Source organism: Streptomyces sp. NPDC002403, from assembly GCF_053593015.1.
Map to the genome: position 1 here is coordinate 162,685 of NZ_JBSFBQ010000009.1, position 25,322 is coordinate 188,006.

26 protein-coding genes are annotated in these 25,322 nt (G+C 71.5%); 15 read left to right on the top strand and 11 right to left on the bottom strand.

Translation table 11 applies throughout. The annotated features are described in order from the left end of the window. Nucleotides 1–13: 13 nt before the first annotated feature. From ACWCPY_RS13810 to ACWCPY_RS13825, 4 genes are all read left to right on the top strand, one after another. Nucleotides 14–1,090, top strand: a complete 1,077-nt coding sequence (locus ACWCPY_RS13810; RefSeq protein ID WP_451264516.1) for an ABC transporter ATP-binding protein — start codon at nucleotides 14–16, stop codon at nucleotides 1,088–1,090. A 60-nt stretch (nucleotides 1,091–1,150) separates the two neighbouring features. Then, complete coding sequence (locus ACWCPY_RS13815; protein ID WP_451264518.1) at nucleotides 1,151–1,780, top strand: hypothetical protein; 630 nt, start codon at nucleotides 1,151–1,153, stop codon at nucleotides 1,778–1,780. A 25-nt stretch (nucleotides 1,781–1,805) separates the two neighbouring features. Beyond that, nucleotides 1,806–2,693: a hypothetical protein gene (locus ACWCPY_RS13820; RefSeq protein WP_451264637.1), complete on the top strand. Its 888-nt coding sequence runs from the start codon at nucleotides 1,806–1,808 to the stop codon at nucleotides 2,691–2,693. Between the two features lie 109 nt (nucleotides 2,694–2,802). Then, nucleotides 2,803–3,213, top strand: coding sequence for a hypothetical protein (locus ACWCPY_RS13825; protein ID WP_451264520.1), 411 nt, complete (start codon nucleotides 2,803–2,805; stop codon nucleotides 3,211–3,213). Between the two features lie 305 nt (nucleotides 3,214–3,518). Here ACWCPY_RS13825 and ACWCPY_RS13830 read toward each other — a convergent pair whose 3' ends face one another. Next, on the bottom strand, nucleotides 3,519–3,665 hold the full coding sequence (locus tag ACWCPY_RS13830; RefSeq protein WP_451264522.1) for a hypothetical protein: 147 nt from the start codon (nucleotides 3,663–3,665) through the stop codon (nucleotides 3,519–3,521). Between the two features lie 255 nt (nucleotides 3,666–3,920). Between ACWCPY_RS13830 and ACWCPY_RS13835 the strand changes: the two genes are divergently transcribed. Further along, nucleotides 3,921–5,306, top strand: a complete 1,386-nt coding sequence (locus tag ACWCPY_RS13835) for an MFS transporter (protein ID WP_451264524.1) — start codon at nucleotides 3,921–3,923, stop codon at nucleotides 5,304–5,306. Nucleotides 5,307–5,358: 52 nt separating this feature from the next. Here ACWCPY_RS13835 and ACWCPY_RS13840 read toward each other — a convergent pair whose 3' ends face one another. The 4 genes from ACWCPY_RS13840 to ACWCPY_RS13855 all read right to left on the bottom strand — a co-directional run bounded on the left by ACWCPY_RS13840 (nucleotide 5,359) and on the right by ACWCPY_RS13855 (nucleotide 8,971). Then, nucleotides 5,359–5,838, bottom strand: a complete 480-nt coding sequence (locus tag ACWCPY_RS13840) for an NUDIX hydrolase (RefSeq protein WP_451264526.1) — start codon at nucleotides 5,836–5,838, stop codon at nucleotides 5,359–5,361. Nucleotides 5,839–5,868: 30 nt separating this feature from the next. Beyond that, on the bottom strand, nucleotides 5,869–7,455 hold the full coding sequence (gene lnt, locus ACWCPY_RS13845) for an apolipoprotein N-acyltransferase (protein ID WP_451264528.1): 1,587 nt from the start codon (nucleotides 7,453–7,455) through the stop codon (nucleotides 5,869–5,871). A gap of 104 nt (nucleotides 7,456–7,559) precedes the next feature. Further along, nucleotides 7,560–8,123 carry a hypothetical protein gene (locus ACWCPY_RS13850; protein ID WP_451264530.1) on the bottom strand — a complete coding sequence of 188 codons (564 nt, stop codon included), beginning with the start codon at nucleotides 8,121–8,123 and terminating at the stop codon, nucleotides 7,560–7,562. Nucleotides 8,124–8,182: 59 nt separating this feature from the next. Next, nucleotides 8,183–8,971 carry a glutamate racemase gene (locus ACWCPY_RS13855; protein ID WP_451264532.1) on the bottom strand — a complete coding sequence of 263 codons (789 nt, stop codon included), beginning with the start codon at nucleotides 8,969–8,971 and terminating at the stop codon, nucleotides 8,183–8,185. A gap of 58 nt (nucleotides 8,972–9,029) precedes the next feature. On the opposite strand from ACWCPY_RS13855, the gene ACWCPY_RS13860 reads away from it, so the two are divergent. Then, nucleotides 9,030–10,202, top strand: coding sequence for a glycosyltransferase (locus ACWCPY_RS13860; RefSeq protein ID WP_451264534.1), 1,173 nt, complete (start codon nucleotides 9,030–9,032; stop codon nucleotides 10,200–10,202). A 52-nt stretch (nucleotides 10,203–10,254) separates the two neighbouring features. On the opposite strand, the gene ACWCPY_RS13865 is transcribed toward ACWCPY_RS13860, so the two are convergent. Both ACWCPY_RS13865 and ACWCPY_RS13870 read right to left on the bottom strand, forming a co-directional pair. Continuing rightward, the gene (locus tag ACWCPY_RS13865) at nucleotides 10,255–11,577 is read right to left on the bottom strand and encodes a TerD family protein (RefSeq protein WP_451264536.1); all 1,323 of its coding nucleotides are present in this window, start codon (nucleotides 11,575–11,577) and stop codon (nucleotides 10,255–10,257) included. 99 nt (nucleotides 11,578–11,676) lie between these two features. Further along, entirely contained in the window at nucleotides 11,677–11,799 is a 123-nt protein-coding gene (locus ACWCPY_RS13870) for a hypothetical protein (protein WP_451264538.1), read from the bottom strand. 490 nt (nucleotides 11,800–12,289) lie between these two features. Here ACWCPY_RS13870 and ACWCPY_RS13875 point away from each other — a divergent pair, with 490 nt between their 5' ends. After that, nucleotides 12,290–12,520, top strand: coding sequence for a hypothetical protein (locus ACWCPY_RS13875; protein WP_451264540.1), 231 nt, complete (start codon nucleotides 12,290–12,292; stop codon nucleotides 12,518–12,520). 129 nt (nucleotides 12,521–12,649) lie between these two features. Here the strand turns inward: ACWCPY_RS13875 and ACWCPY_RS13880 are convergent, their stop codons facing one another. The 3 genes from ACWCPY_RS13880 to ACWCPY_RS13890 form a co-directional block, all read right to left on the bottom strand. Further along, entirely contained in the window at nucleotides 12,650–13,234 is a 585-nt protein-coding gene (locus ACWCPY_RS13880) for a TerD family protein (protein WP_403775406.1), read from the bottom strand. A 231-nt stretch (nucleotides 13,235–13,465) separates the two neighbouring features. After that, nucleotides 13,466–14,398 (bottom strand): M56 family metallopeptidase, encoded by a 933-nt coding sequence (locus ACWCPY_RS13885; RefSeq protein WP_451264542.1) that lies wholly within the window; start codon nucleotides 14,396–14,398, stop codon nucleotides 13,466–13,468. A gap of 4 nt (nucleotides 14,399–14,402) precedes the next feature. Further along, nucleotides 14,403–14,834, bottom strand: coding sequence for a BlaI/MecI/CopY family transcriptional regulator (locus tag ACWCPY_RS13890; protein ID WP_451264544.1), 432 nt, complete (start codon nucleotides 14,832–14,834; stop codon nucleotides 14,403–14,405). A 213-nt stretch (nucleotides 14,835–15,047) separates the two neighbouring features. Here ACWCPY_RS13890 and ACWCPY_RS13895 point away from each other — a divergent pair, with 213 nt between their 5' ends. The 5 genes from ACWCPY_RS13895 (at nucleotide 15,048) to ACWCPY_RS13915 (ending at nucleotide 20,709) form a co-directional block, all read left to right on the top strand. Then, nucleotides 15,048–15,623, top strand: coding sequence for a TerD family protein (locus tag ACWCPY_RS13895; protein ID WP_451264546.1), 576 nt, complete (start codon nucleotides 15,048–15,050; stop codon nucleotides 15,621–15,623). A gap of 208 nt (nucleotides 15,624–15,831) precedes the next feature. Then, a complete protein-coding gene (locus tag ACWCPY_RS13900) occupies nucleotides 15,832–16,578 on the top strand; it encodes a hypothetical protein (RefSeq protein WP_451264548.1) in 747 nt (248 codons plus the stop codon). A 209-nt stretch (nucleotides 16,579–16,787) separates the two neighbouring features. Next, entirely contained in the window at nucleotides 16,788–17,282 is a 495-nt protein-coding gene (locus ACWCPY_RS13905; protein ID WP_451264550.1) for a DUF6643 family protein, read from the top strand. A 226-nt stretch (nucleotides 17,283–17,508) separates the two neighbouring features. Then, a complete protein-coding gene (locus tag ACWCPY_RS13910; RefSeq protein ID WP_451264552.1) occupies nucleotides 17,509–18,117 on the top strand; it encodes an Rv1733c family protein in 609 nt (202 codons plus the stop codon). 153 nt (nucleotides 18,118–18,270) lie between these two features. Continuing rightward, nucleotides 18,271–20,709, top strand: a complete 2,439-nt coding sequence (locus ACWCPY_RS13915) for a right-handed parallel beta-helix repeat-containing protein (protein WP_451264553.1) — start codon at nucleotides 18,271–18,273, stop codon at nucleotides 20,707–20,709. Here the strand turns inward: ACWCPY_RS13915 and ACWCPY_RS13920 are convergent. Next, a complete protein-coding gene (locus ACWCPY_RS13920) occupies nucleotides 20,679–23,126 on the bottom strand; it encodes a hypothetical protein (RefSeq protein WP_451264555.1) in 2,448 nt (815 codons plus the stop codon). The two genes, ACWCPY_RS13915 and ACWCPY_RS13920, sit on opposite strands and share 31 nt — an antisense overlap. A 137-nt stretch (nucleotides 23,127–23,263) precedes the next feature. On the opposite strand from ACWCPY_RS13920, the gene ACWCPY_RS13925 reads away from it, so the two are divergent. The 3 genes from ACWCPY_RS13925 (at nucleotide 23,264) to ACWCPY_RS13935 (ending at nucleotide 25,293) form a co-directional block, all read left to right on the top strand. Next, nucleotides 23,264–24,100, top strand: a complete 837-nt coding sequence (locus tag ACWCPY_RS13925) for a DeoR/GlpR family DNA-binding transcription regulator (RefSeq protein ID WP_451264557.1) — start codon at nucleotides 23,264–23,266, stop codon at nucleotides 24,098–24,100. A gap of 142 nt (nucleotides 24,101–24,242) precedes the next feature. After that, a complete protein-coding gene (locus tag ACWCPY_RS13930; RefSeq protein ID WP_451264559.1) occupies nucleotides 24,243–24,695 on the top strand; it encodes an SRPBCC family protein in 453 nt (150 codons plus the stop codon). 118 nt (nucleotides 24,696–24,813) lie between these two features. Then, nucleotides 24,814–25,293, top strand: a complete 480-nt coding sequence (locus ACWCPY_RS13935) for an SRPBCC family protein (RefSeq protein WP_451264561.1) — start codon at nucleotides 24,814–24,816, stop codon at nucleotides 25,291–25,293. Nucleotides 25,294–25,322 lie beyond the last annotated feature (29 nt).

Genomic DNA, 25,322 nt, shown 5'->3' on the forward strand with positions numbered 1-25,322 from the left:
GGACGATCGCCGCATGACCGAGACCCAGGACCTCCGTGCCGGCACCGGCCCCGAAGGGCTCGACGCCCAACTCGTGGTGGACCGGGGCGCCTTCCGCCTCGACGTGGCACTGACCGTCGCGCCCGGCGAGGTCGTCGCCCTGCTCGGTCCGAACGGCGCCGGCAAGACCACCGCCCTGCGCGCACTGGCCGGACTGACCCCGCTCACCGGCGGCCACCTGCGGTTGGACGGCGCGACACTGGAACGTACGCCGCCGGAGTCCCGCCCGGTCGGCGTCGTCTTCCAGGACTATCTCCTCTTCCCCCACCTGACCGCCCTGGACAATGTGGCGTTCGGGCCGCGCTGCCAGGGGGCGTCCAAGGCGGAGGCGCGGGCGCGGGCCGCCCAGTGGCTCGACCGCCTGGGTCTCGCGGATCACTGCGGCGCCAAGCCCCGGCGGCTCTCCGGCGGCCAGGCGCAGCGTGTCGCGCTCGCCCGCGCCCTCGCCACCCGCCCGCGGCTGCTGCTCCTCGACGAACCCCTGGCTGCGCTCGACGCCCGGACCCGCCTGGAGGTGCGCACCCAACTCCGCCGCCACCTGGCCGAGTTCGAGGCGGTCGCCGTGCTCGTCACGCACGACCCGCTCGACGCGATGGTTCTCGCCGACCGGCTGGTCGTCGTCGAGCACGGCGAGGTCGTCCAGGAGGGCAGCCCCTCCGACATCGCCCGTCACCCCCGTACGGACTACATCGCGCAGCTCGTCGGTCTCAATCTCCACCGGGGCCGGGCGGACGGCCACACGGTCCGTCTGGACTCCGGCCCCGTCCTCACCACCGCGGAGGTACTGTCCGGACCGGTCTTCGTGGCGTTCCCCCCGAGCGCCGTCACCCTCCACCGCGGCCGCCCCACCGGGTCCAGCGCCCGCAACGTCTGGCACTGCGAGGTCGCCGGCCTGGAGACCCACGGCGACCGGATCCGCGCCGCTCTCACCGGCGATCTCCCCCTCGCCGCGGATCTCACCACGGTCGCGGCCGCCGAACTGGACCTGCACCCGGGTGCGGAGGTCTGGGCCACGGTGAAGGCGACGCAGACCCACGCGTACCCCGTCTGAGCGGCTGCCCCGGGGCGGCCGTGCGGCAACGGGACCGGCTGCAAGGCGTCAGGCGGCGCGGTGTGGGGAAACAGGACGGACGGCGAGCCCGCCTCGGGCCCGGTAGCCGACGCACCGGACACGCCCGAGGACACCGGGGCGTCGTCCCCCGACCCGGCCCTGGCCGCGTCGCTCGCCGCCGCGGGTCCGGCCGCCGGATCCGTCGCGGTGGGCCCGACGTCCTACTGGGACCGCTACACCTTCGACGTGATCGGTAACCGCGTGGGGATGGCCGAGCACAGTCCGCTCGACCCCACGAAGGCTACGAAGCTCGCCTACGGCTACGGGACGACGGTCACCGGCAACGGCACCTCGCCGACGATCGGAACCCAGCCGCACACCCCCACCGACGTGACCTCCACACCGGCCGGCCGGGGCGCGCGCTACACCTACGACCTGGCCGGCAACACCAAGCTCCGTGACCTGGCGGACGTGACGCAGGACCTGGAGTGGACACCGGAGAACCGGCTCGAACAGATCACATCCGACGGTGTGACGACGACCTATGTCTATGACGCGGACGGCAACCGGATCCTGGAGTCCACGCCCTCGGGCAGCGTCCTGTATCTGGGAGAGACCGAGCTGAGGACCGCGGGCGGGAAGATTACGCGAGCCAAAGGGCACGGGCCTGACCCATCTGGGAGCCCGTGAGTACGACCAGTCGACGGAACGGTTCATCTCGGCGGACCCGGTCATGGACTCTGCCGACCCCCTGCAGATGAACGGCTATGCCTACAGCCGCAACAACCCCGTCACCCATAGCGATCCCACCGGTCTCTACGACCCGGACAGGCGGGCGTACGAGGCGCAGCAGGCACGCCGGGCACCCAATCCGGGGCTGAACAAGCCTCGGGCGAGCCCTCCGCACGTGCAGAATGCGAAGCTCCGGGGAATCCTGTCGAACCTCTATCTCCGGTATCTCCGGCCGCATGTGCTGAGCGGCCTCGGTGACGGCAAGACCGCGACGGCTCTGATCAACGAGTTCAACGACGGACAGCCGACCGTGAAGCTGTGGCACCTGGAGAAGGGATGGGCTGCCATGAGCGGACTGGCAGACGTGATGGGCAAGGACAGGGAGGCCCGGGTGAGGGCGAAGCAGGACAGGCCCAAGCCCAGTGATGTCATGCTCTCCGACGAGGACATGAAGGTGGCCAAGAGCGAAGCGGCCGAACTGTGGAAGGCCCTGAATGCCGAGGATCTCACCGGCGTCTACGGGAAGATGGTGGCGGAGAATCCGCTCCTGCACGCGACGTTGACGAAGAACCGTGCCAAGGTCCTCAACGAGCCCGAGATGGCTGATCTCACCGGCCGGAAGTTCGAGATCCGCGGCAAGAGCCCTTGGCCCGTTCCGAAGGGCGAAGCACCGCGTGTCAGGGGATTCGCCAAGGGATTCGGCATCGCCGGCGGAGCGCTGACCGTGGCCCAGGCACCGGCCCTGATCGAGGAGCACGGCTGGGGCGGCGGTCTGTGGGAGATGTTCGAGGGAATGATCGATCCGTGCCGGGTGTCGGACAGCAGCATGTCGTCCCCGTGTGACGACAATCCGAACGCCTGTATCGCCTGATCTCCCCGCCCCCGCCCCCAGCCGTCGAGGCGGGGGCGGGGAGGCCGGGCGCGTTGTAGCCTCACACTGCCAGTTCTATCGAGAAGGTGAATGAATGCCGGCGTCCGCCATGACGCGTTCGAACGTGCAGGAGATTCTCCTGGACACGGTGCCCGAGACGGCGGAGCCCATCCGGCTCCTGGCGGAAGAAGAGGCGGACGGGGAAGTGCTTCTCTTCCCGCTCCTGAGGGACGGTTTCGCCGACCCGCTGGTGATGCCCGCGCTGCGGAGTCCGTCCGCGCACGAGGATCTCCTGCGCCGCTGCTTCGCATGCGTCGATCTCGGCCTGCGCAGCACGGACACGACACTGAACGACGCGTTCTGGTTCCAGGTGCTGGAGCTTCTGCTCGACGACCTGGACGTGCTCGACGCGGCCTACCCCTTCATGACCGACGAGACCAGGAACTACGTCCTGGAGAAACTGACGGACTTCGGGGTCCCGCTCACGCCCCACTGGTCAGCATGGGCCGGGAGCAGCTGACGGGAGCGCTCCGGCCGCCGCGGAGCCGGGGGGCTCCGGGGCCGTCGGCCGCCTTCGGTGCCGTCCAACACGATCCGCGCCATGGACGCGAACGGCACTGTCACGTCGACTGGGTGGGGTGATCTTCTGCAGCCGGCCGGCCGGGAGCACAGCGCTGTGGGCAAAAGCGCAGGGCGTCGGGCCAAGAAGGCAGGGCCGGGTGCGGGACGGCCATCTCCGCGAGCAACGCTGACTCCACGGAACCTGCGCCCCGGAGCTGCAACTGCAACTGCGCAGGCAACGGCGTCCGCGATGGGGGTGGGTCCTCAGATGAGTTCGAGGATGCGGCGGCGGATGCCGGGCCGGCGCACGAGTTCCGCAAGGACGGGCGTGATGTCGTCGCGGGAGACGTCGGCGTGGTCGATGACCCGATGCGCTGCCGCTGCCCGGCTGGTGAACAGGGGTGCTGACATGCGGTCTCAGGTCAGCACCGAACCAGCACGGGAGTCAGCACCAGGGCAATGAACCATGCCTGACAGCGCAATCCTGACAGGCACCTGCCGGCCTTCGACACGGTCCTCGAAGCAGTCTCGACATGTCTGTCGTAGTGGCCCCGCGCACACCCGGCCCGAGAACTATGGTGTCCCACCACATACGCCCCTGACCTGCCCCTTCCTACGGTGTGGCGACACAGAACCGTCCCCGCCCACCCTCCGGAAGTGGTACCCATGGCCGCCCCAGCAACCTCCCCGCCGGCACCGTCGAACCTCAGGCGCATCGTCGCCGCAAGCCTCATCGGGACCACCATCGAGTGGTACGACTTCTTCCTGTACGGGTCAGCCGCCGCGCTGGTCTTCAACAAGTTGTTCTTCCCCGAGTCCGACCCGCTCGTCGGAACGCTCCTGTCCTTCCTCACGTACGCGGTCGGCTTCGCCGCACGGCCGCTCGGTGCCCTGGTGTTCGGGCACTACGGCGACCGGCTCGGCCGCAAGAAACTGCTGGTGCTCAGTCTGCTGATGATGGGCGGAGCGACGTTCGCCATCGGGCTGCTGCCGACGCATGCCACGGTCGGGTCCGCCGCCCCCGTACTGCTCACCGTCCTGCGGCTGGTGCAGGGCTTCGCGCTCGGAGGCGAGTGGGGCGGGGCCGTGCTGCTGGTGTCGGAGCACGGGGACGCACGGCGGCGCGGCTTCTGGGCCTCCTGGCCGCAGACGGGAGCGCCGGCCGGGCAGTTGCTCGCCACCGGGGTGCTGTCCGCGCTCACCGCGCTGATGTCGGAGTCCGCCTTCGGGGCGTGGGGCTGGCGAATCCCCTTCCTGCTCTCCGGTGTCCTGGTGATCGTCGGCCTGTGGATCCGTCTCTCCGTCGATGAATCACCGGTCTTCAAGGCCGCGCTCGCGCAGGCCGAGGAGCGCCGCTCCGCTGCCGGGGCGGCCGAGAAGACGCCGCTCGTCTCCGTGCTGCGGCACCACTGGCGCGATGTGCTGATCGCCATGGGCGCCAGGATGGCGGAGAACATCAGCTACTACGTCATCACGGCGTTCGTGCTCGTCTACGCGACCACGGCAGCGGATCTGAGCAAGCAGACGGCGCTCAACGCGGTGCTCATCGCCTCGGCCGTCCACTTCGCGGTCATTCCGATGTGGGGCGCCCTGTCGGACCGGGTCGGGCGCAAGCCGGTCTATCTGGCCGGTGCGATCGGTGTCGGCGTGTGGACGTTCCCGTTCTTCGCGCTGATCGACACGCGGAACTTCGGAAGCGTGCTGCTCGCCGTCACCGTCGGGCTCATCTTCCACGGGGCCATGTACGCGCCGCAGGCGGCCTTCTTCTCGGAGATGTTCGCGACCCGGATGCGGTACTCGGGTGCGTCGATCGGCGCGCAGTTCTCATCGGTCGCGGCCGGTGCCCCGGCGCCGCTCATCGCCACGGCGCTGCTCGCGGACTTCGACAGCTCGACGCCCATCTCGCTGTACGTCATCGCCGCGGCGCTGATCACCCTGCTGGCGGTCGCCTGCGCCAGGGAGACCAGGCACCGGGATCTCACGGACATCGAAGGGACCGCGGCCGCCCCGGACGCCTCCGAAGCCCTGCCGGCGGACGCCCGTACCGTCTGAGCACCGTCCGCCGGGCGGCCGGGAGGCCCGGCCGCCCGGCGGACAGCGGTGGTCACTGCTGGGCGGTGCGTTCGAACCAGGTGGGTTCGTCGGTCATGGACTGCTTGATCCTGAAGAGCGCGAACTCGTTCAGCGGGGGCAGCGCGTCCACCGGGAACCAGCCCACCTCCAGCGACTCGTCGTCGTTGACGCGTGCCTCGCCGCCGGTCGCCCGGCAGCGGAAGGTCACGTCGAGGTACTGGCAGCGGTCCCCGTTCGCGTACTGCACGGGCTCCAGAGCCTGCGTGAGCACCACCCGCTCCGCCACGCAGCGCACGGCGGTCTCCTCGAACACCTCGCGCTCCGCGGTCGTCGCCGGCTGCTCGCCGGGCTCGCAGATGCCGCCGATGACCGACCATTTGCCGGTGTCGGAGCGGCGCCCGAGGAGCACTCTGCCCTCGTCGTCGAAGACGATTGCGGTGACTCCCGGCAGCAGGAGCAGCTGTTGGCCGGCGGTGGCGCGGATCTCGCGGATGAAATCAGGAGTAGCCATGATCCAACCCTACGCGGCGCGGCCGGTGGGTCACCGGCTGCGCCGGACCCGCACCGAACGGACGACGACCAGGCCGAGCCCGGCCACGGCGATCAGCGCGAGAACCCCTTCGGGGAGCGTGCCCATCCTGGTCGCGGGCGTCAGCGAGGACCTCAGCGGCACCTCGTCCACCAGCGCGTCCGGGGTGAACAGCTTCGTCTGCTGGACGATCGTGCCGTCCGGGCGGATGACGGCACTGACCCCGCTGGTGACGGGGACCACGACGGAGCGGCTGTGCTCGACTGCCCGCACCCTGGACATGGCCAGCTGCTGGTAGGTCATCTCGCTGCGGCCGAAGGTGGCGTTGTTGCTCGGTACGGCGATCAGCTGGCCGCCGTGCGTGACGGTGTCCCGTACGGCGTCGTCGAACGCGGCCTCGTAGCAGGTCACGAGCCCGACGCTGGTCCCTGCCAGGTCGAAGACGCCGACCTTCTTCCCGGGGCCGAAGTCGCGCTGCACCCGGTCCACGTCCGAGCTGAAGATCCGTGCGACGGAACGCATCGGCATGTACTCGCCGAACGGCTGGATGTGGCGCTTGTCGTAGGTGTCGACCGGGCCCTTCTTCGGATCCCACTGGAGGAGGGTGTTGCGCAGCTTCCCGGTGTCGGGCTCGATCACCGCCCCGATCACGGTGGGCACGCCGATCGCCTTCACCGCGTCGTCGATCACGATCCGGGCGTCGGCGTTCCGGTACGGGTCGAGGTCGGAGGAGTTCTCGGGCCACAGGACGAAGTCGGGCTGCGGGACCTTGCCCTCCTCCACCTCCCGGGCGAGCTGTTCCGTGCGGCGCACATGGTTGTCCAGGACGGCACGGCGCTGGGAGTTGAAGTCGAGTCCGAGCCGCGGCACATTGCCCTGGATCGCGGCGACGGTCGCGGTGCCGTCCTCGGCCGAGTCGTCGACGAGGGGCAGCGCGGCGAGCGCTCCGGCGACGGGTACCAGGACGGTCGCGGCCGCGGCGGCGACGGCCGCCCGCGGCAGGGTGCCCGTACGGCGGTAGGCACGGAACTGGCGTACCGCTTCGCCGAGGCCGAAGCCGCAGAGCACCACCGCGAAGGAGAGCAGCGGGGTGCCCCCCACGGCCGCGAGCGGCAGGAACACGCTGTCCGCCTGTCCGAACGCGATCTTCCCCCACGGGAAGCCGCCGAACGGCACCCTGGCCCGGACCGCCTCGTCGAGTGCCCAGACCGCGGCGGCCCACACCGGCCACCAGGCGAGGCGGCTGACGGCGGCGATCCCGATGCAGCCGATCGCGATGAACAGCGCCTCGGCGGCGGCGAGCGCCAGCCACGGCACCGGGCCGACCTCCTCGCCGGTCCAGTGCAGCAGCGGCAGCATGAAGCCCAGTCCGGCGAGAAGGCCGAGTCCGAAGCCGGCCCGGAGCCGGCGCCGGTGCAGCACCCAGCCGAGCAGGGCGAACCCGGGCAGGACCAGCCACCACAGGGGGCGCGGCGGGAAGCTCAGATACAGCAGGACACCCGCGATCACGGCGGCGGCGGGCCGCAGGAGGCGTCGCCTCCGGGACACGGGGGATGAGGCCGGCTGCGCGGCTTCGACTTGGGTGATGGTGGCGCTCACCCGGCGGAGTCTACGGTGGCCGGCTGTGGGTGCGGCAGCCCCGCCCGTGTGGTGGAACCCTTCGTACCGGATCGTTCCGGCGCATTCCCGTCCGGATCCGGCCCTCAGGCTCCGGCGGTCGCGCCGGTGGCCGGGAGGTGCAGGCGCTCGCGGATGAACCGTACGCCCGCCTCGGCGTCGTCGACGGTGATGGTGAACGTCCTGCCGTCGCCGAGCCGGAGCACCAGGCCCTCACCCCTGCGGACCACCACGGCCGTGCCCTGCTCGGGGCGCCAGCGGTAGCCCCAGCCGCCCCACTGACGCGGGGTGACCTCGGGTGCGAACTCCGCGCCCACCACATGGGTGAGCAGGATCCGGCGGCGCGGCAGGCCCATGTGGCCGCAGCGCACCTCCAGGGCGTCCCCGTCGATCCTGACGGCCACGTTCACGAAGGCGAGGGTGCCGAACAGCATGAGCAGTCCGGCGGCGACACAGCCGATCACGGACATCAGCAGCGGGGCGATCCCGGAGGTCCAGTTCGAGCTGACGGCCAGCTGGACGCCGAGCGCCAGGCAGGCCGCGCCGGCGGCCGCGAGTACCCACTGGGCCCGGTTGGTGGCCCGGCCGATCCAGACGGCGGAGTGGGGGTCGGCTCCGGTGTGCCGGGGATTACGGGGGTGGTCCCTCATGTCAAGCAGCGTACTTAAGTTTCCGCACGCCGGGGATGGGACGAACGGCCCCCGCGGGGTCAGCGGGCCGGGCTGACGGCGCCCAGCAGGCGCCCCTCCGCGTAGGTCAGAGCGGCTTTCGGCAGCTCGGCGAGGCGGCCGCCGACGAGCACCGCGAGAGAGGTGGACGGTTCGGCCGACGGAGCGGGTTCGGCCCCGATCCGGCGCAGTGCCTGGGCCGCGACGGCGCCGGCGGATCCGTGCAGCGCGACGGGCGGCAGACCGGGCTGCCGGACGGCGGCGCGGATGCGTTCGGCGACCAGTTCGTAGTGGGTGCAGCCCAGAACCACGGCCCGGACGTCACGCGGGGTGAGCGCGGCGGCCGCGGCGACGGCCCGGTCGATCGCGGTCTCGTCGGCGTTCTGCACGGCGTCGGCGAGCCCCGGGCAGGGCACCTCGGTGACGTCGACGGAACGGGCGAATTCCTCGATGAGTCCGCGCTGGTACGGGCTGCCGGTGGTGGCGGGCGTGGCCCAGATCGCGACCGGGCCGCCGCCGGCGACGGACGGCTTGATGGCCGGGACGGTGCCGATGACCGGCAGCGTGGGTTCGAGCGCGGCGCGGAGGGCCGGCAGGGAGTGCACGGAGGCGGTGTTGCAGGCGACGATCAGTGCGTCCGGCCGGTGGGCGGCTGCCGCGCGGGCCACGTCGAGCGCGTGGTCGGTCACGTACTCGGGCGTACGCGGCCCCCAGGGCGTGCCTTCGGGGGCGTCGGAGGAGAGCACCAGATCGGCGTCGGGCCTCAGCCGACGTACCGCGGCGGCTGCCGCGAGCAGGCCGATTCCTGAGTCCATGAGCGCGATCTTCACCCGGTCACCATAGTCGACCGCCCTTGCGGTTCCGTCCCGGTGGGGCAGACTGCGGCGAATGAGCGCCGTTGCCTGGATCGCCGTGGGTTCGCTGGCCGCATGGGTGTGGCTGCTGCTGGGACAGGGGTTCTTCTGGCGGACCGGCCAGCGGCTGCCCCGCCGGAAGGTCCCCGACCGATGGCCGTCCGTCGCGATCGTGGTGCCGGCACGTGACGAGGCCGACATGCTGCCGGTGAGCCTGCCGTCGCTGCTGGCACAGGACTATCCGGGCAGGGCGGAGATCTTCCTCGTCGACGACTGCAGCAAGGACGGGACCGGGGACGTCGCCCGCGCGCTGTCCGTGCGGTACGGAGGACTGCCGGTGACGGTGGTGTCGCCGGGAGAGCCCGAGCCGGGCTGGACGGGCAAGCTCTGGGCCGTACGGCACGGGATCGCCCTGGCGCGGGCCCGGGAGCCCGAGTATCTGCTGCTCACGGACGCCGACATCGCGCACGAGCCGGACAGTCTGCGCGAACTGGTCGGCGCCGCCGTGTCGGGCGGCTTCGACCTGGTCTCCCAGATGGCGAGGCTGCGGGTGTCGAGCGTCTGGGAGCGGCTGGTCGTACCCGCCTTCGTGTACTTCTTCTCGCAGCTCTATCCGTTCCGGTGGGTGAACCGGGCGGGTGCGCGCACGGCTGCGGCCGCCGGTGGCTGTGTGCTGCTGCGGACCGGGGCGGCGGAGCGGGCCCGGGTGCCGGAGTCGATCCGGCAGGCGGTGATCGACGACGTGTCGCTGGCGCGGGCGGTGCAGCGCAGCGGCGGGCGGATCTGGCTGGGGCTCGCGGAGCGGGTGGACAGCGTGCGGCCGTATCCGCGGCTGACCGACCTGTGGCGGATGGTGTCACGGAGCGCGTACGCCCAGTTGCGGCACAGTCCGTCGCTGCTGCTGGGCACGGTGCTGGGGCTCGCACTGGTCTATCCGGCGCCGCCGGTCGTGCTCGTCGCCGGGCTGCTGACGGGTGACTCGGTGGCGGCGTGGGCGGGCGGCTCGGCCTGGGCGGTGATGGCCGGGACGTATCTGCCGATGCTGGGCTACTACCGGCAGTCGCTGTGGCAGGCGCCGCTGCTGCCGTTCACCGCCGTGCTCTATCTGCTGATGACGGTCGATTCGGCGGTGCAGCACTACCGGGGCCGCGGCGCGGCCTGGAAGGGGCGTACGTACGCCCGTCCCGAGGCCGCGCCGGACCGGTGAGCGGAGCCGGCGGTGAGCCGATGGGTGCAGGGCCGACCGGACCGCCGGGGGGTCATTTACGGCCGGGCGTCCAGTTCATGCCCCACCCGTAGGCGTAGTCGATGGTGCGCTGCGGGCTCACCCCGCGCTCGGGGACGAGATAGCGGGCCTCGCGCTGCACCGTGAGGTCTCCCCCGTTGTTGGTCAGGAGCGCCAGCGCGCAGACGGTGGACGGGACGGTGCATTCGTCGAGCGAGAAGTCGATCGGCGCGCCGTGCTGGGGCTGGAGAGTGACGGTCGCGTGGAGATCGGCGAAACTCCGGGCGCCTTCGTAGATGGTGACGAAGATCAGGACGCGCCGGAGCTTGTCCCTGTGGTCGAGGTTGACCGTGAGGTTCTCGCCGGTGTCGACGGCGCCGGTGCGGTCGTCCCCGTCGAGATGGATATAGGGAGGGTGCTGGAGAGCGCCGAACGCGTTCCCCAGCGCCTGCACGACTCCCTTGCGGCCGTCGGTCAGTTCGTAGAGAGCACAGAGGTCGAGATCGAGGTCCGAGTGGTTGGCGACCGCTCTGCCGAGTTTGCTTCCCCAGCCCTTGAACTGTTTGCGCACCTGCCAGTTGAGGTTGACGCGAAGCACTCCCGAAGTGCCCCCCTGTTTGGCGAGGGAGACCAGCGGTGCTTCCTTGGTGAGTGTCACCTTGGAGAGGCGGACGGGTGCGGCGGCGGGAGGTGCTGAAGGTACCGGCGGCGCCGTCGGAGGTGCCTGCGGGACCGGCGGCCGGTGGTCAACCCGCGTTGCGCTCTGAGGCTGTTGAGGCATGGGGGGCTGGTGATACGGCTGAGTCCGCTGGGTCTGCTGCGGTTCGTCGACGGAAATCCCGAAGTCGGTCGCGAGACCTTCGAGACCGCTGTCGTATCCCTGGCCGACGGCCCGGAACTTCCAGGCACCCTGGCGCCGGTAGAGCTCCCCGAGGATGAACGCGGTCTCGACCGTCGCGTCCGCGCTGTCGAAGCGCGCGAGTTCCCTGCCGCTCGCCGCGTCCGTGATCCGTACGTACAGGCCGGTCACCCGGCCGAACGTGCCGCCGTCCGCGGAGGCCGCCAGGACCACGCGGTCGATGGCCGGCTCGACGCGCGTCAGGTCGACCGCGAGGCTGTCCGTCATCGCGCCGCCGAACGTCCGTTTGCCCTCGTGGCGAACGGCGCCGGATGCGTGGGCGGGCTGGTTGTAGAAGACGAAGTCGGCGTCGCTGCGCACCTTTCCCGACACGAGAAGGAGCGCCGAGCCGTCCACGTCCGGTGTCCCCGGGGAGGCGCGCCACCCCAATTCGACCCGCACGGCCTGAGCCGCCACCGGAACATTGGCTCCCTTTTGCATGGTCATGCTCGCCCCCATCGCGAGTCCGGCTCCCGAAAATCTTTCTCCGCCAACCTAATCCCCCGGACCGCCCCGGGCGACGTCCCGGCCCGGCCACCGGTGTCCGTCAGATCCTGCTCATCTGTCCGGGCCGGTGCCGGCGGTGTCTTCGCCGAAGGCCGCGGCGAGCGCCCCCGCGATCAGTTCGGGCAGCTCGGTCCGTCCGTCGTCCTCGGCCCAGCGCACCAGTGCGGTGTGCATGACGGCCAGGCAGGCACTGGCCGCCGCATGGGCGCGGAACGCCGCGTCCGGGTCGAGCGCGCTGTCCCCGAGGGCGCCGCCCCGGCCTGTTCCTCGGCCCGAGCGTCTGAGTCGCTGACCGTCGACGAGGCGTACGAGAGCGTCCGGCCCGGAGCCCGCCCCCCGGGCCGGACGCCTGACCGGCCGTCACGTCGGACCGCCGATCGCACGACCAGCGACGCGGCGCCCGTACGCGCCGTACGAGGTGGCGCGTTCCCCCCTCACGCAGGATCGGCCCGTTCCGGGCCGTGGGGCCCGGGGCATCCGGACACCCGTCGGTACGGCGCCGGGCGTACGACGATGCACAGCTACTCGCCGCAGGCCGCTCCGGCTGCCGCGAAGCCAAGCCTCTGCGCGTGGCGCCACACGCCGCCGAAACGCTCGCCCCACCCATGACGGCGTGACTCAACTCACTTCACTTCAAAGGTTGCGCAATGCTTAAACTGTCGTCATGAGCACAGGCAGCCCGGCGGGGTGGGAAGCGGCGGTACTCGTCGGAGGGCCCGCAGACGGCCTACGGATGCGGGTCACCGACCGGCCGCGGACGATCCAGGTGACATACCCCTGCGAACTGGAGGCCCCGTCGCACGGCGTGCGCGCGCAGGCGCTGCACATCTACCGCCGCGACCTCCGGGTGAAGAGCGGGCCACTGCGGTACGGATTCGACGGAGCCAGCCCCTGACGGGCGCGATGCGCGCCACTCGGCCCGCGCTCGTCGCCGAGTCCGGACCGTCGTCCGCGAAACAGTGCCGGCCTGCGTCGGCGGTCCATCGAGCGGACACGGGCCCGGCCCGGATCCGGTCATCGCGTACTACTTGCTCACGGCGAAGCGCATCAAGGCGTGCTCATTGCCTTGCTTGATCTTCCCCGTCGTGTTGATCACTTCGAGCTTCCAGCTGTCGCCCACGCGCACCGCCTTGGCCACGGCGCAGCCGTTGTCCTGGGTGAGCAGGCTCGGCCAGATGTCGGCGACCTGCTGGGAGGTACCCCCGGTCGCGTCGTACACCTTGAAGCTGATGTTGCGTGCCTTCTGGAACGAACTGCCCTTCTTGTAAGCCGCGGCGACGAACACGATCGACGTGATGTGGGACGGTATCCGCGCGAACTCGACGGTCACCGTTTCGTCGTCCCCGTCCCCTCGCCCGGTCTGGTTGTCGCCGCTGTGCACCAGCGAGCCGTTGCCCATCGGGTCCAGGGAGTCGAGGCCGGCCAGGCGCACCGGGTCTCCGCCCTGCATCGCGACGGCGATCAGGTCGAGGTCGGTACCGGACTTGCGACGCAGTATCCCCATCACCCCGCCGCTGCTGCCGGCGGTGGGGTCCCAGGACACTCCGATGGACAGGTGAGTCACTCCGTCCAGATCCGCCGGGCCGTCTTCCTTCTTGAGCGTAATCATCTGTGGTTCATCCTTCTTTGCGACGGGGCCGCGACACCGGGAGGGTGTCGGGGGACCTTCGGCGTTCTTCACACTTGGCAGTGGCAGCATACGTTCGCCCCTTTCCGCCCCCCCGACGGTCAGCAGCCTCATGGACGGCACCGTGCCGGACGAGCCGCGCGCACGACTCCGGCGCCGGAGGTACCGGGTTCCGCCGCGCTTCCGGCGGGTTCCGTGGACTCGGTGCCACGGCTACAGCGGCGTCGCCGCTTCGAGTACGACGTACAACGCGAAGGCCGCGTTCAGCGAGGACAGGGTGGACACCGCCGTTCCCGCCGCGGCGATGAACGCCGCAACCCCCGTGGAGGTGAGGGCCGGCGGCCAGCCCCGCTCCGGCGGGACCGGACCCAACAGAGCGGCCACCCTCCGGGGCACCGGCCCGACAGCGGCGAAAGCGGCGACAGCGGGAGCGGTGCCCCGGTGAGAGATGAGGGCCGCTTTGCCGACGGCGCGGGCCGTCAGCCGCCGGTCCCCGGTGTCGATGGCGGCTTCCTCGTCCGCCCAGCGCTCCGTGTTGTACGCGATGGCCGCTCGCAGCGGTCGCAGGAGCGGGTTGGCGCAGCCGGCCAACTGGGCGGCGAGCAGCAGGCGGTGGTGCCGACCGGCGAGATGGGCCCGTTCGTGCGCGAGGAGCGCACCCTGCTCGGCCGTCGTCAGGCAGTCGAGCATGGCGGAGGTAACCATGATGCGGCCCGGTGAGCCGGGTAACGCGTAGGCATACGGCACGCTGTCGGGCAGAACGGCCACCTCGGACGTCGTGGGCAACTCCGCGAGTGCCCTGTGCGCACGCGACCGAAAACGGTAGTGGCGCCGCATCGTGGACGCGCAGACCACGGCTACGGCCGCGAGAGCGACGATCGACGCCTTTCCGGCGATCCTGTCGTGCGGAACGGCCTCCCGGACCTCGTCGTCCGACCAGCCGTCGGGCAGCGGATTGCCGGGCAGTTGGGCGGTACCGACCACGACCAGAAGACCGAGGCACAGGGTGCTGCACGACGCGAGGATGACAGCGATGGCGGTCAGGAGACGGGCGGCGCTGCGCGGGTGCAGGTGCCGCTCGGCCAGGCGGGCCATGGGGAGCGCCGTGAGAGGCAGAACGAGGGGCAGATAGACGAAGAAGCCCATCGGTTCAACTCTCCGGTTCATCCGTGGACGGGTCGGAAGTTCCTGGACCGGTCTCGTTGAGCAGCGACCGCAAGAGATCCTCGTCGTCGGGCGACAGCGCGGAGACGAAGCTGGAGAGCACGGCATCCCGGTCGTCCCGCTGATCGAGGAGCCGCCGCATACGGCGAGCGGTGAGCCCCGCGCCGCTCTCCGTCGACTGCCACAGAACCGGACGTCCCGAACCGGTGCGCGTGACCGCCTGCTTGTCGAACAACCGCGTCAGGATCGTGATGACCGTGCTGTACGACAGGCCGCCTTCGAGGCGCTCCTGCACCCAGGCCGCCGTGACGGGCTCGGTGGCCCGGCCCAGCACGGACAGCACCTGTGCTTCGAGCTCACCCTGTCCGCGTCGGCGGGCGCGTGGCTTCCGTGTACGGCCGTCTTCCTCTGCGCCCACGACGCGGCCCCTTTCGTACCGTTGCCCCGGTGCCTCTCGCCACAACTGCCGGGCGCCGGGGCATAGTACCCAGCCGCTCGGGCCTCTCGCGCCGCGGACAGACCCCGGGCCTGCAGCCCGTCCCCAACTCTACAGTGCTGTAGATTTAAGTGGTCACCCGGTGCCCGCACGGTCACTCGCGGGCACACCGATGCGCAACAGAGGGAGAAGTCCATGGGCGTGAGCCTCGCCAAGGGCGGAAATGTCTCGCTGACCAAGGAGGCACCCGGACTGACCGCGGTCCTCGTCGGCCTGGGCTGGGACGTCCGTACGACCACCGGGACGGACTACGACCTGGACGCCAGCGCATTGCTGTGCGACGGGGCCGGGAAGGTGAAGTCCAATGAGCACTTCGTCTTCTACAACAACCTGAAGAGCCCGGACGGTTCGGTCGAGCACACCGGCGACAACCTCACCGGGGAGGGCGAGGGGGACGACGAGACCGTCAAGGTCGACCTGGCCGCCGTACCGGACGACATCGCGAAGATCGTGTTCCCGGTCTCCATCCACGATGCGGAGGGACGGGGCCAGAGCTTCGGCCAGGTCCGCAATGCGTATATCCGCGTGGTCAACCAGGCGGGCGGGGCCGAGATCGCCCGCTACGACCTCAGCGAGGACGCGTCCACCGAGACGGCCATGGTCTTCGGTGAGCTGTACCGCAATGGAGCCGAGTGGAAGTTCCGCGCCGTCGGCCAGGGTTACGCCTCCGGCCTCGGCGGCATCGTCGCGGACTTCGGAGTCAGCCTCTGAATCGTCGCGGGCGGCACCGACGGCCACTTCGACCGGTCCGGACGTGACGCGGTCCGCGAAGACCGCGTCGCGGCCGGCATCCCGCCGGCCGATTTCGCCCCAAAGGCCCTCAGCGGCGCGGGCGTGCCGTGCACCCGGCACGCCCACCCCCTCTGTCCGCCGGACGAAGAGGGCTCCCGACCAAGTCCGTATTTCGAGGGGGAATGGCATGAACAGGACGTACAGACTGCGGGACGAGGACGGACCCGACTACGCACTGGCGCTGGACGAGGCCATACGGACCGTCGAGATACAGGGGCTGCTGGAGCGGTCCCCCCTCACCACCGGTCAGCTGCGTCTGCGCGGGCTCGGTGCCGGAGCGCGCATCGCCATGGCCGCCGACACCGAGTACCGGGCCTACACGTCCCTGCGGCAGCGGACGGCCGGGGTCGAGGATGCACACCGGGCCCTTCCGCTGTCCGGCCACGGAGCGCAGGAGAGGCACGGGGCAGGTCTGCTGCCTGTCCTCGCTGTCCTCACTCCAATCCTCGCCGGCGTCGCCGCGGCCGTATTCCTGCTGATCGGCTACGGCTTGGTCCTGGCGGGCGTACGAACGCCCACGGCCGACGCTCTGATCACCGCCGGCTGGACCGGCTTCGCCATCGGTGCAGTGGCCGCGGCCGTCGGCCTGTTCTCCCTTTACCGCACAGCCGTGGAACACGCGGCGTCCACTCCGAGTTCACTCGCCGACCGATCGCCCGAAGTGATCAAAGCGCGCGAAGCCTGGCTGCGAAGCCTTCGGGACAACGCCCTTCTCCCCTTCCTCCGCGAGGAACTCCGGAAACCCGACGCATTGCCCACGGACAGCGACCGGGAGGCGGTCCTGCGTTACCGCAGCCCCGATTTCTCCAGCCCCGACTTCGGGAGCCCGGACTTCTCCGGTCCCGGATTCGGGAGCCCGAAAGCATCGGCGTAATAGTTTCCCCCTTCGGCCGGGCGCCGGGCGGGCCGAAAAGACCATCCGTCACTTCTCGTCGGCGAGGGGCCCTCCCACGGAATGACTCCCGCTGCCGACGGAAACTTTCACGATGTTTTGACGGGTCCGGCGGGCAGAACCAGCGAAAAACGGATGAGCGCAGGATTGGGACTCCCCAACCAGCACATCGTGGGCTTAACTTAGGTGTCATGACCTCCCCCCGCTCCACCTACGGCGGCGGCTACTACGCCGCACCGTCGTTCCCCGACACTCCGATCTACGACTCCCTGGTCGCGGAGCGGGGCACCCCTCAGATCGCTCCGATCCGAGTGCCTGCCGCCTACGACACCGGCAACAGCTATCTGCCGGCGCTCCCGGCAGCGCTGCCGGCTCTTCCCGCGGCGCCTTCCCAGCCCGGTCCGTCGTACGGCTACCAGCAGCCGCCTGCCCAGCAGGGTTACGCGCCGATGCAGCCCGCGCAGTTGCAGCACGCCCCGGCGCCGTACATCCCGCAGCAGCCGACCGCGACCCGCGGCGGGTATCAGGCGCCCCCTCCGCAGCATCAGCAGCGGCCCGCGCCGGGCACCGGTTACGAGGCGATGCGCCCGGCTTCACCGCGCCCGGCGCCCGCGCCGCGCCCGGCCCCGGCGCCCTCGCCCTACGAGGACCCGTACAACCGCCCGTACCAGGGCCGGGGGTACTGAGCCGGAGATCACGCACGGTCCCACGAAGTCGTCGTCGAGCCATGGGGACTCGACGGCGGCTTCGCGCGTTCCCGGACCGGACGGGCCGTCAGTTCCGGCCGACCGGCCGGGAACTCACGGGGACGTCCCGCGCGTTGGCCGGGGTGAAGTTGCTCTCTCTTCGCTCCTTCCGCGCGCGAAGCGTGCCGTATCAGGCTAAGACGGATACGGAAGGGGGTGCAGGACTGTGCGAGCGGTTACGGGTGTGTGGCGGTGGCGGCACAATCCCCTGCGCCGCGCCACTGACCGGCGCGAGGCGTGGGTGGCTCTTGTCGCGTTGCTCCTCATGGTGCTGGCGGCGCCGGCACTGGGCTGGGTGTGCGGGGCGCACACCGACGACGCCCTGCAGAAATCGGTGCGGGCCCAGCGGGCCGGACGGCAGGCCACCACCGCGGTCGTGGTGCGCCGGTCACCGCGAGCGCCTCGTTTCGTCACCGATCCCGAGACGTCCTCGGAGCGCGCCTCGCAGACCTCGGTGGTGGCGCGCTGGAAGGCCCCGGACGGCACGGACCGCCGCGGCACGGTGATGACCGCCTCCCGGAGGACCCGTCCCGGATCCGAGATCGAGATCTGGACGGACCTCGAAGGCCGTCCCGTACCGCGTCCCATGGACGCCGCGACCGCCCGCACCCATGCGGTGCTGGCCGGGCTGGGGGCGGCGCTGCTCGGCGCCGGACTGATCGAGGGGGTACGGCAACTGACCGTCCGGCACATGATGCGGCGGCGGTACACCCGAATCGACCAGGACTGGGCCAGGACCGGTCCGGACTGGGGCAGGACCGGGACCGGCAGCTGATCAGCTGCTGATCGGGTCAACTCCCGCCCGCCGCGCGCGCTACGGTGGACCGGCCCGCCCGCTCTTCCCGGTGGGCGGTCCCGTGATTCACCGCTGCCGGAAAGCCGGTGACACGGGCATCACACACGCACGAGGTGGGGGCACAACAGCGCCATGGCACAGGGCACGGTCCAGGTGACGCACACCGGAACATCGCGGTGGCGGCGCCGCACAGGCGAATACGCCACCCTCACCGCAGCCCTGGAGGCCGCGGCCGACGGCGATGTCCTCACCATCGCCCCCGGCACCTACCGGGAGAATCTCGTCCTGCACCGCGCGGTGACCCTGCGCGGCCCCGAGGGGTCCGTCGGTTCCGTGCGGATCGCCCCGGCCGACGGGGTGCCGCTGACCGTGCGCGCCTCCGCCGTCGTCTCGGACCTGCACGTGGAGGGCCAGGACTCGACGGCCCCCGCGCTGCTGATCGAGGACGGCGCGGCGGAGATCGCGGACCTGCGGATCGTCACCCGTTCCGCCGCCGGGATCGAGGTGCGCGGTGCGGCCCGGCCGACCGTGCGCCGCTGCACGGTCGACAACCCGGCCGGGGTCGGCATCGCCGTACTCGACGGCGCGGGCGGCGTGTTCGAGGAGTGCGAGGTCGTCTCCGCCGGCCAGTCCGGTGTCTCGGTACGTGACGGCGCGCATCCCCGGCTGGAGCGCTGCCGGATCCACCACGCCTCGGGGGCGGGGCTGAACGTCACCGGGGAGGGCAGCGCCCTGGAGGGCGTCGGCTGCGAGGTCTACGAGATCAAGGGCAGCGGGATACAGGTGACCGCCCGCGCGGCCGCGCACCTCACCGACTGCACGGTGCACCGCACTTCGGCGGACGGCGTCACGCTCGACACCGACGCCGTGCTGACGCTCGCCGACTGCGACATCCACGACATCCCCGAGAACGCGGTGGATCTGCGCTCCCGTTCGGTCCTGACCCTGACCCGGTCCACGGTGCGCCGCTTCGGCCGCAACGGCCTCTCGGTCTGGGATCCCGGTACCCGCGTCGACGCCAACCAGTGCGAGATCCACGACAGTACGGGCGACTACCCGGCGGTCTGGGTGAGCGACGGGGCGACCGTGATACTGGACTCCTGCCGGGTCCACGACGTGCCGGACGCCATCTTCGTGCTCGACCGGGGCTCGCGCGCCGATGTCGTCGACAGCGATCTGTCCCAGGTCCGCAACACGGCGGTGTCGGTGAGCGACGGGGCGACCGCGCAGCTGGACGACTGCCGCATCCGTGAGGCGTCCACCGGTGCCTGGTTCCGCGACCACGGCAGCGGAGGCACTCTCAACAACTGCACCATCGACACGGCGCAGACCGGAGTGATCGTCACCAAGGGCGCCGACCCGACGATCGAGCGCTGCACGGTCACCTCGCCCGCCGAGGCCGGTTTCTACGTCTCCGCCGAGGGCCGCGGCACGTTCGACAGCTGCCGGGTCACCGGCAGCGACGGCTACGGCTTCCATGTGATGGACGGCTGCCGTACGACGCTGACCCGTTGCCGGACCGAGCGGTGCGCGCGCGGTGGGTACGAGTTCGCCGAGCAGGGCGCCGCGCACGGCGACGGCCAGGGAACCGGCCCCGTCGTGGAGGACTGCACGAGCGACGAGAGCGCGCTGCGCTCCCCCGCTCCCCCGGCGCCCACCGTGCTGACGGCGACCCAGTCGGCCCCCGGGCTGCTCGGCGGCGTTCCCGGACAGCGTGCCGTCGAGCCCGCCCCGGCCGAGGTACCTGCCACCGCTCCGGCGCGCGCGTCGGACGCGGTGCTCGGGGAACTGGACGCGCTGGTGGGCCTGGACAGCGTCAAGCGGGAGGTGCGCGCCCTCACCGACATGATCGAGGTGGGCCGCCGGCGCCAGGAGGCCGGGCTCAAGGCCGCGTCGGTCCGGCGCCATCTCGTCTTCACCGGCTCCCCCGGCACCGGCAAGACCACCGTGGCCCGGCTGTACGGCGAGATCCTCGCCTCGCTCGGGGTGCTGGAGCGGGGTCATCTGATCGAGGTGTCACGTGTCGATCTGGTCGGTGAGCACATCGGCTCGACCGCCATCCGTACCCAGGAGGCCTTCGACCGGGCGCGCGGCGGGGTGCTGTTCGTCGACGAGGCGTACGCCCTGTCGCCGGAGGACTCCGGCCGGGACTTCGGCCGGGAGGCGATCGACACGCTGGTGAAGCTGATGGAGGACCACCGGGACGCGGTGGTCGTCATCGTCGCCGGCTACACCCACGAGATGGAGCGGTTCCTCACCGTCAACCCCGGGGTGGCGTCCCGTTTCTCCCGGACCATCACCTTCAGCGACTACGAGCCCGCCGAGCTGCTGCGGATCGTGGAGCAGCAGGCCGACGAGCACGAGTACAGCCTGGCCTCCGGGACCGGGGAGGCACTGCTGAAGTACTTCACCGAGCTCCCCAAGGGCCCGGCGTTCGGCAACGGCCGCACCGCGCGCCAGACCTTCGAGTCGATGGTGGAGCGGCATGCGGGCCGGGTCGCCCAGCTCGCCGAGCCGAGCACGGACGACCTCACCCTGCTCTACCCCGAGGACTTGCCGGAACTGCCCTGAGTCCGCGGGGCCCCGGAACCGTCCTCCCCGCCGGCCTGGCGGGGCAGGACCGGGTCCAGCCGCTCCAGCAGCGCGGCCCGTTCCTGGGCGAAGACCGGGTCGGCCTGGTAGTCCGAGTGCCCCAGGACGGCCTCGGGCAGCGGATGTTCGGGGGTGCGCCCGTAGACCAGGGGGTCCTTCAGCGGCCCGCGGTCCACCTCGGGCCCGGGCCCCTCGTCGAGCCGGACCCGGCCGCCGATCGGGTCGGTGGCCCGCCACAGGTTGCGCCAGCAGTGCACGGACCGGTGCAGTGCGTGCAGCGGTCCGGGGCCGAAGTAGGCCGGGAACCAGCGCGCGTACAGCCGCTCGATCGGCGAGCCGTAGGTGAGCAGGGCGACCCGGCTGCGGGTGTGGGCGGGCAGCTGCCAGACCGCGGACGCGGCGAGGACGCTTCCCTGGGAGTGCCCGGAGATGACGAGCCTGCCGCGGGTGAGTCCGGTCCAGCCGGACATCCGTGACGCCAGGTCGGGGACGGCGCGCTCGGCGTAGCAGGGCGGCGCGAACGGGTGGGCGGCGCGCGGCCAGAACGTGCCGACGTCCCAGAGGATGCCGATGGTGCGCCGGGCCGAGGCATCGCGGTAGGCGCGGCGGCCCCAGGTGACGAAGAGTATGAAGCCGAGTCCGACCATCCAGGAGCCGGTCGACTGCGCGGCCTGGGCGACGGACTCGATGAACGCTCCGTTGCCCTTCAGCGCGATCCCGGGCACCTCTCCGCTCACCCAGGCCCCGCAGACCGCCCCCGCGCCGAGCAGCAGGGTCGCGCCGCAGACCGGGCCGAGGATCCAGGGCGCGGAGTCGGTGAGGGCGGCCGCGGCCTGGATGCGGGCGATCTGCCGGGTCCGGGCGGGGTCCGGCCGCTCCTGCTCGTACTCCTGGTCGATGCGGGGCTCCAGGGCGCGGGCGGCCAGCCAGGTCCGGACGAGCAGCAGGAGGGCGGGGACGGCCAGCAGCACCAGGAGCACGGGAATGACCGACGCCTGCCAGCTGAGCAGCACCGGCGGTCCCTCGATGACGGAGTTCCGGCCCATGCCGGGGGTGCCCGGCCCGTCGAGCCAGTCGGCGACGCGCTGGGAGACCCCGCCGCTCATGACTCCGCCGAGGGCGCAGGCGAGCATGGCGACCACGGGCCCGCCGAGGCCGAACATGACGGTGCGGGGTTCCGGGGTCCGGCGGTACAGACTCAGTGACACCACGGCGAGTACGACGACGAGTACACCCTGGCCGAGGGTGATGACGCTGAAGACGAGGTCCCCGGGCAGGGCACCGGACGAGACCCAGTCGGGACGGGACCAGGCCGCGTACACCGCGGCGAGGACGAGCAGGGCCAGGGCCGCACCGGGCAGATAGGCGATCAGGGCGCGGTCGAGGCGGTTGTCGAGACGCCGTTCGCTGCGGCCTCGGCGGCAGACCACCCAGAGCACCACGATCCCGCCCAGCACCAGTGCCGCCTCGATCAGACGGCCGAGGATGCCGGGCACGGGGCCGGTGACGGAGCGGTCGTGGCGGGCCGCGGCGCCCGCGACCGATGCGGCGACGGTCAGGAATCCGGCGGCGGTGTGGGCGGCGCGCAGCCGGGCGACCAGCCGGCGGCCGTACCAGAATCCGGGGCGGCCGAGGGCGGGGCGGCCGGGAGGAGCGGTGCCGGTTGCGGCCGGGGAGGGCGCGGGCGCCGGGTCGGGGTCGTCGTCCGGATCGGTTCCGGTGAGCGGGCGCTGTGATTCGTACGCGCTCCAGGTCCGGTTGGACAGGAACCAGAGCAGCGCCACCAGGGCGGTGGGCACCAGGGCGGCGAGGGCCAGCCTGCGGCCCGGCTGGGACCACCAGCCGCCCTGCGCCGTGGACAGGAAGCCGAGCCAGGACCGCTGGTTCGAGCAGTCCGGTACGCCCGCGCACTGCCAGGCCGCCAGGTCGAGCGCGACCTCGCAGGCCGCCGCGGTCAGCAGGACCGTGAGGCTGAGCGCGACGAGCCGGACGAGGACGCCGTACAGGCGCACCGCGCGGGTGCGTGAGCGGGCGGTGGGGCGCATCCAGTGGGCGAGGTTGACCACCATGAACGGGAGCAGGAGCAGCCACAGGGCGCGGGAGCCGTTGCCGGAGGTCAGGTTGGACCAGCAGTAGGCCTCGGGGATGGGCCGGTCGCGGTACCGCTCGGGGTGCTGTTCGGCGTCCGTGTCCTCGGCCCGCCGGTAGATGGCAGCGGTCGCGTCACCGGTGATGCGGACGGTACGGGGGTCGTCGAGCATCTCCTGGGGGGTGGCGCCGCCCACACCGTGGACCAGCAGTTCCAGCGCGGGCCCCGGACTCTGCGGGGCCTGGGTGGCAAGTGGCACTGGAGTGACTCGCTCTCTCGGTCGTGGGGGGTGTTGACGGGTGGTCATCAGGATCGTGTCAGAGGGCCGGTGGCCGCACCCCTCTCACGGAATCTCCCCAGTGCGGCGGCCGGCGACACCGCGTGGCAGGATGACCCCGTCCGAAGAGACTGCTGCACGGCCAGAGGGAAGGACCGGACCCGGCGTTGAGCGAGAATCAGAACCTGCTCGCGGAGCAGCGGCGCGCCCTGATCCTCGACGAGGTCCGCAGGCGCGGCGGGGTCCGGGTCAACGAGCTGACCCGCAAGCTGAACGTCTCCGACATGACGGTCCGCCGCGACCTGGACGCGCTGGCCCGCCAGGGGGTCATCGAGAAGGTGCACGGCGGGGCCGTTCCGGTGGTCGAGGCCAGTACGCACGAGCCCGGGTTCGAGGCGAAGTCGGCGCTGGAGCTGACCGCCAAGGAGGACATCGCGCGGGCGGCGGCGGCCATGGCGGTGCCCGGCAGCGCGATCGCGCTCTCCGGCGGCACGACGACGTACGCGCTGGCCCAGCAACTGCTGGACGTGCCGGATCTGACCGTGGTGACCAACTCGGTGCGGGTCGCCGATGTCTTCCACGCCGCGCAGCGGCAGGGGGGCGCGGCCGGGGCGCGGCCCGGGGCCGCCACGGTGGTGCTCACCGGTGGGGTACGGACTCCTTCGGACTCATTGGTCGGTCCGGTCGCCGATCAGGCGATCGCCTCCCTCCACTTCGATGTGCTGTTCCTCGGGGTGCACGGGATCTCGGTGGAGGCCGGGCTCTCCACGCCGAATCTGGCGGAGGCCGAGACCAACCGCCGTTTCGTCCAGTCGGCCCGGCGGGTGGTGGTGGTCGCGGACCACACCAAGTGGGGCACGGTGGGCCTGAGCTCGTTCGCGACGCTGGAGCAGGTGGACACGTTCGTGACGGATGCCGGTCTCTCGGCCGCCGCCCGCGAGGAGATCGAGGAGCAGCTGCCGGGCCTGGTGGTCGCGGGCCGGACCGGGGACACCGGCGCCTAGGGACTCTCGTTCGGATCAGCCCGGCATGTTCCGAACGAGCGGCCCCAGGGTCTTTCGCCGACGGCCGTGCGTGGGTTCCGTTCGGCTCGCGCCGGGCTGTGCGCGAGGCCGGGACCTTGCGGCGAGCCCTTAGGATCGTGGGGTGGCCGTCTTCCGGATCGAGCGTTTCACCTCTCTCCCCGCCGCCGAGTCCTGGCGCCGGGTGACGGACTGGGAACGGCACGCCGCGCATGTGCCCCTGACCACGATCACCGTCCCCGCCGGGCTGCCGACCGGGGTCGGGACCGTCTTCGTGGCGCGCACCGGCGTGGGGCCGCTGGCGTTCGACGATCCGATGGAAGTGGTGCGGTGGACGCCGCCGGCCGGCGGGCGCGCGGGGCTGTGCCGGCTGGAGAAGCGCGGTTCGCTGGTGCTGGGCCGGGCGTCGATCGATGTGTACCCGACGGATTCCGGATCCCATGTTGTGTGGGTCGAGGAGTTGGGCGTACGCCTGCTGCCGCGATGGGGCGACCCGCTGATCGCCGGGGCGGGCCGCCGGATCTTCGGCCGGGTGCTCGACAGCATGCTGGACCGCCCGGCACGGCACCGTCCGTAGCGGGTGACGCGGCACGGGGCGCATCCGCGGCCTCCGTACGGACGGCGACATCTGATGGAGTGTCAGCTATGGTGTGCGGCGGCCCCGTCCGCCGCCGACCGCACGGGAGGTGCGTTCCATGTCACGCCGACTCCGCTCCGTGGAACTCGAGTTCACGGAAGACGCTCCGCTGCGACTGGTCTTCGCCGCCGAGGTGTCCGCCGCTCCCGAGGAGGTCTACCGCGCGCTCGCCGACGACGTACCGGGCTGGCCGGGCTGGTTCACGGCAGTGACGGCCGCCCGGCCCACCGAGGACGGTGCGGGCCGTGAGGTCCGGCTCAAGGGCGGCTTCGTGATCCAAGAAACGATCATGGCGACGGAGCCCGGCCATCGGTACGCCTACCGGGCCGACCGGACCAACGCCCCTGGAATGCGGGCCCTGTTGGAGGAGTGGCGGCTCACGCCGGCCGGGACCGGTACGCGGGTGCGGTGGACGTTCGCCGCCGACGGCTCCGCGCCCTTCCGGTTCGCCCTGCGGCTGGCCCGGCCGGGGGTGGGCCGGTCCTTCCGGGTCGCGGTGCGCAAGCTGGACCGGCGGCTGACCGGGTCCGCGGCCTGAGCGCCGCCGCGCCGAACGCACCCGGTTCG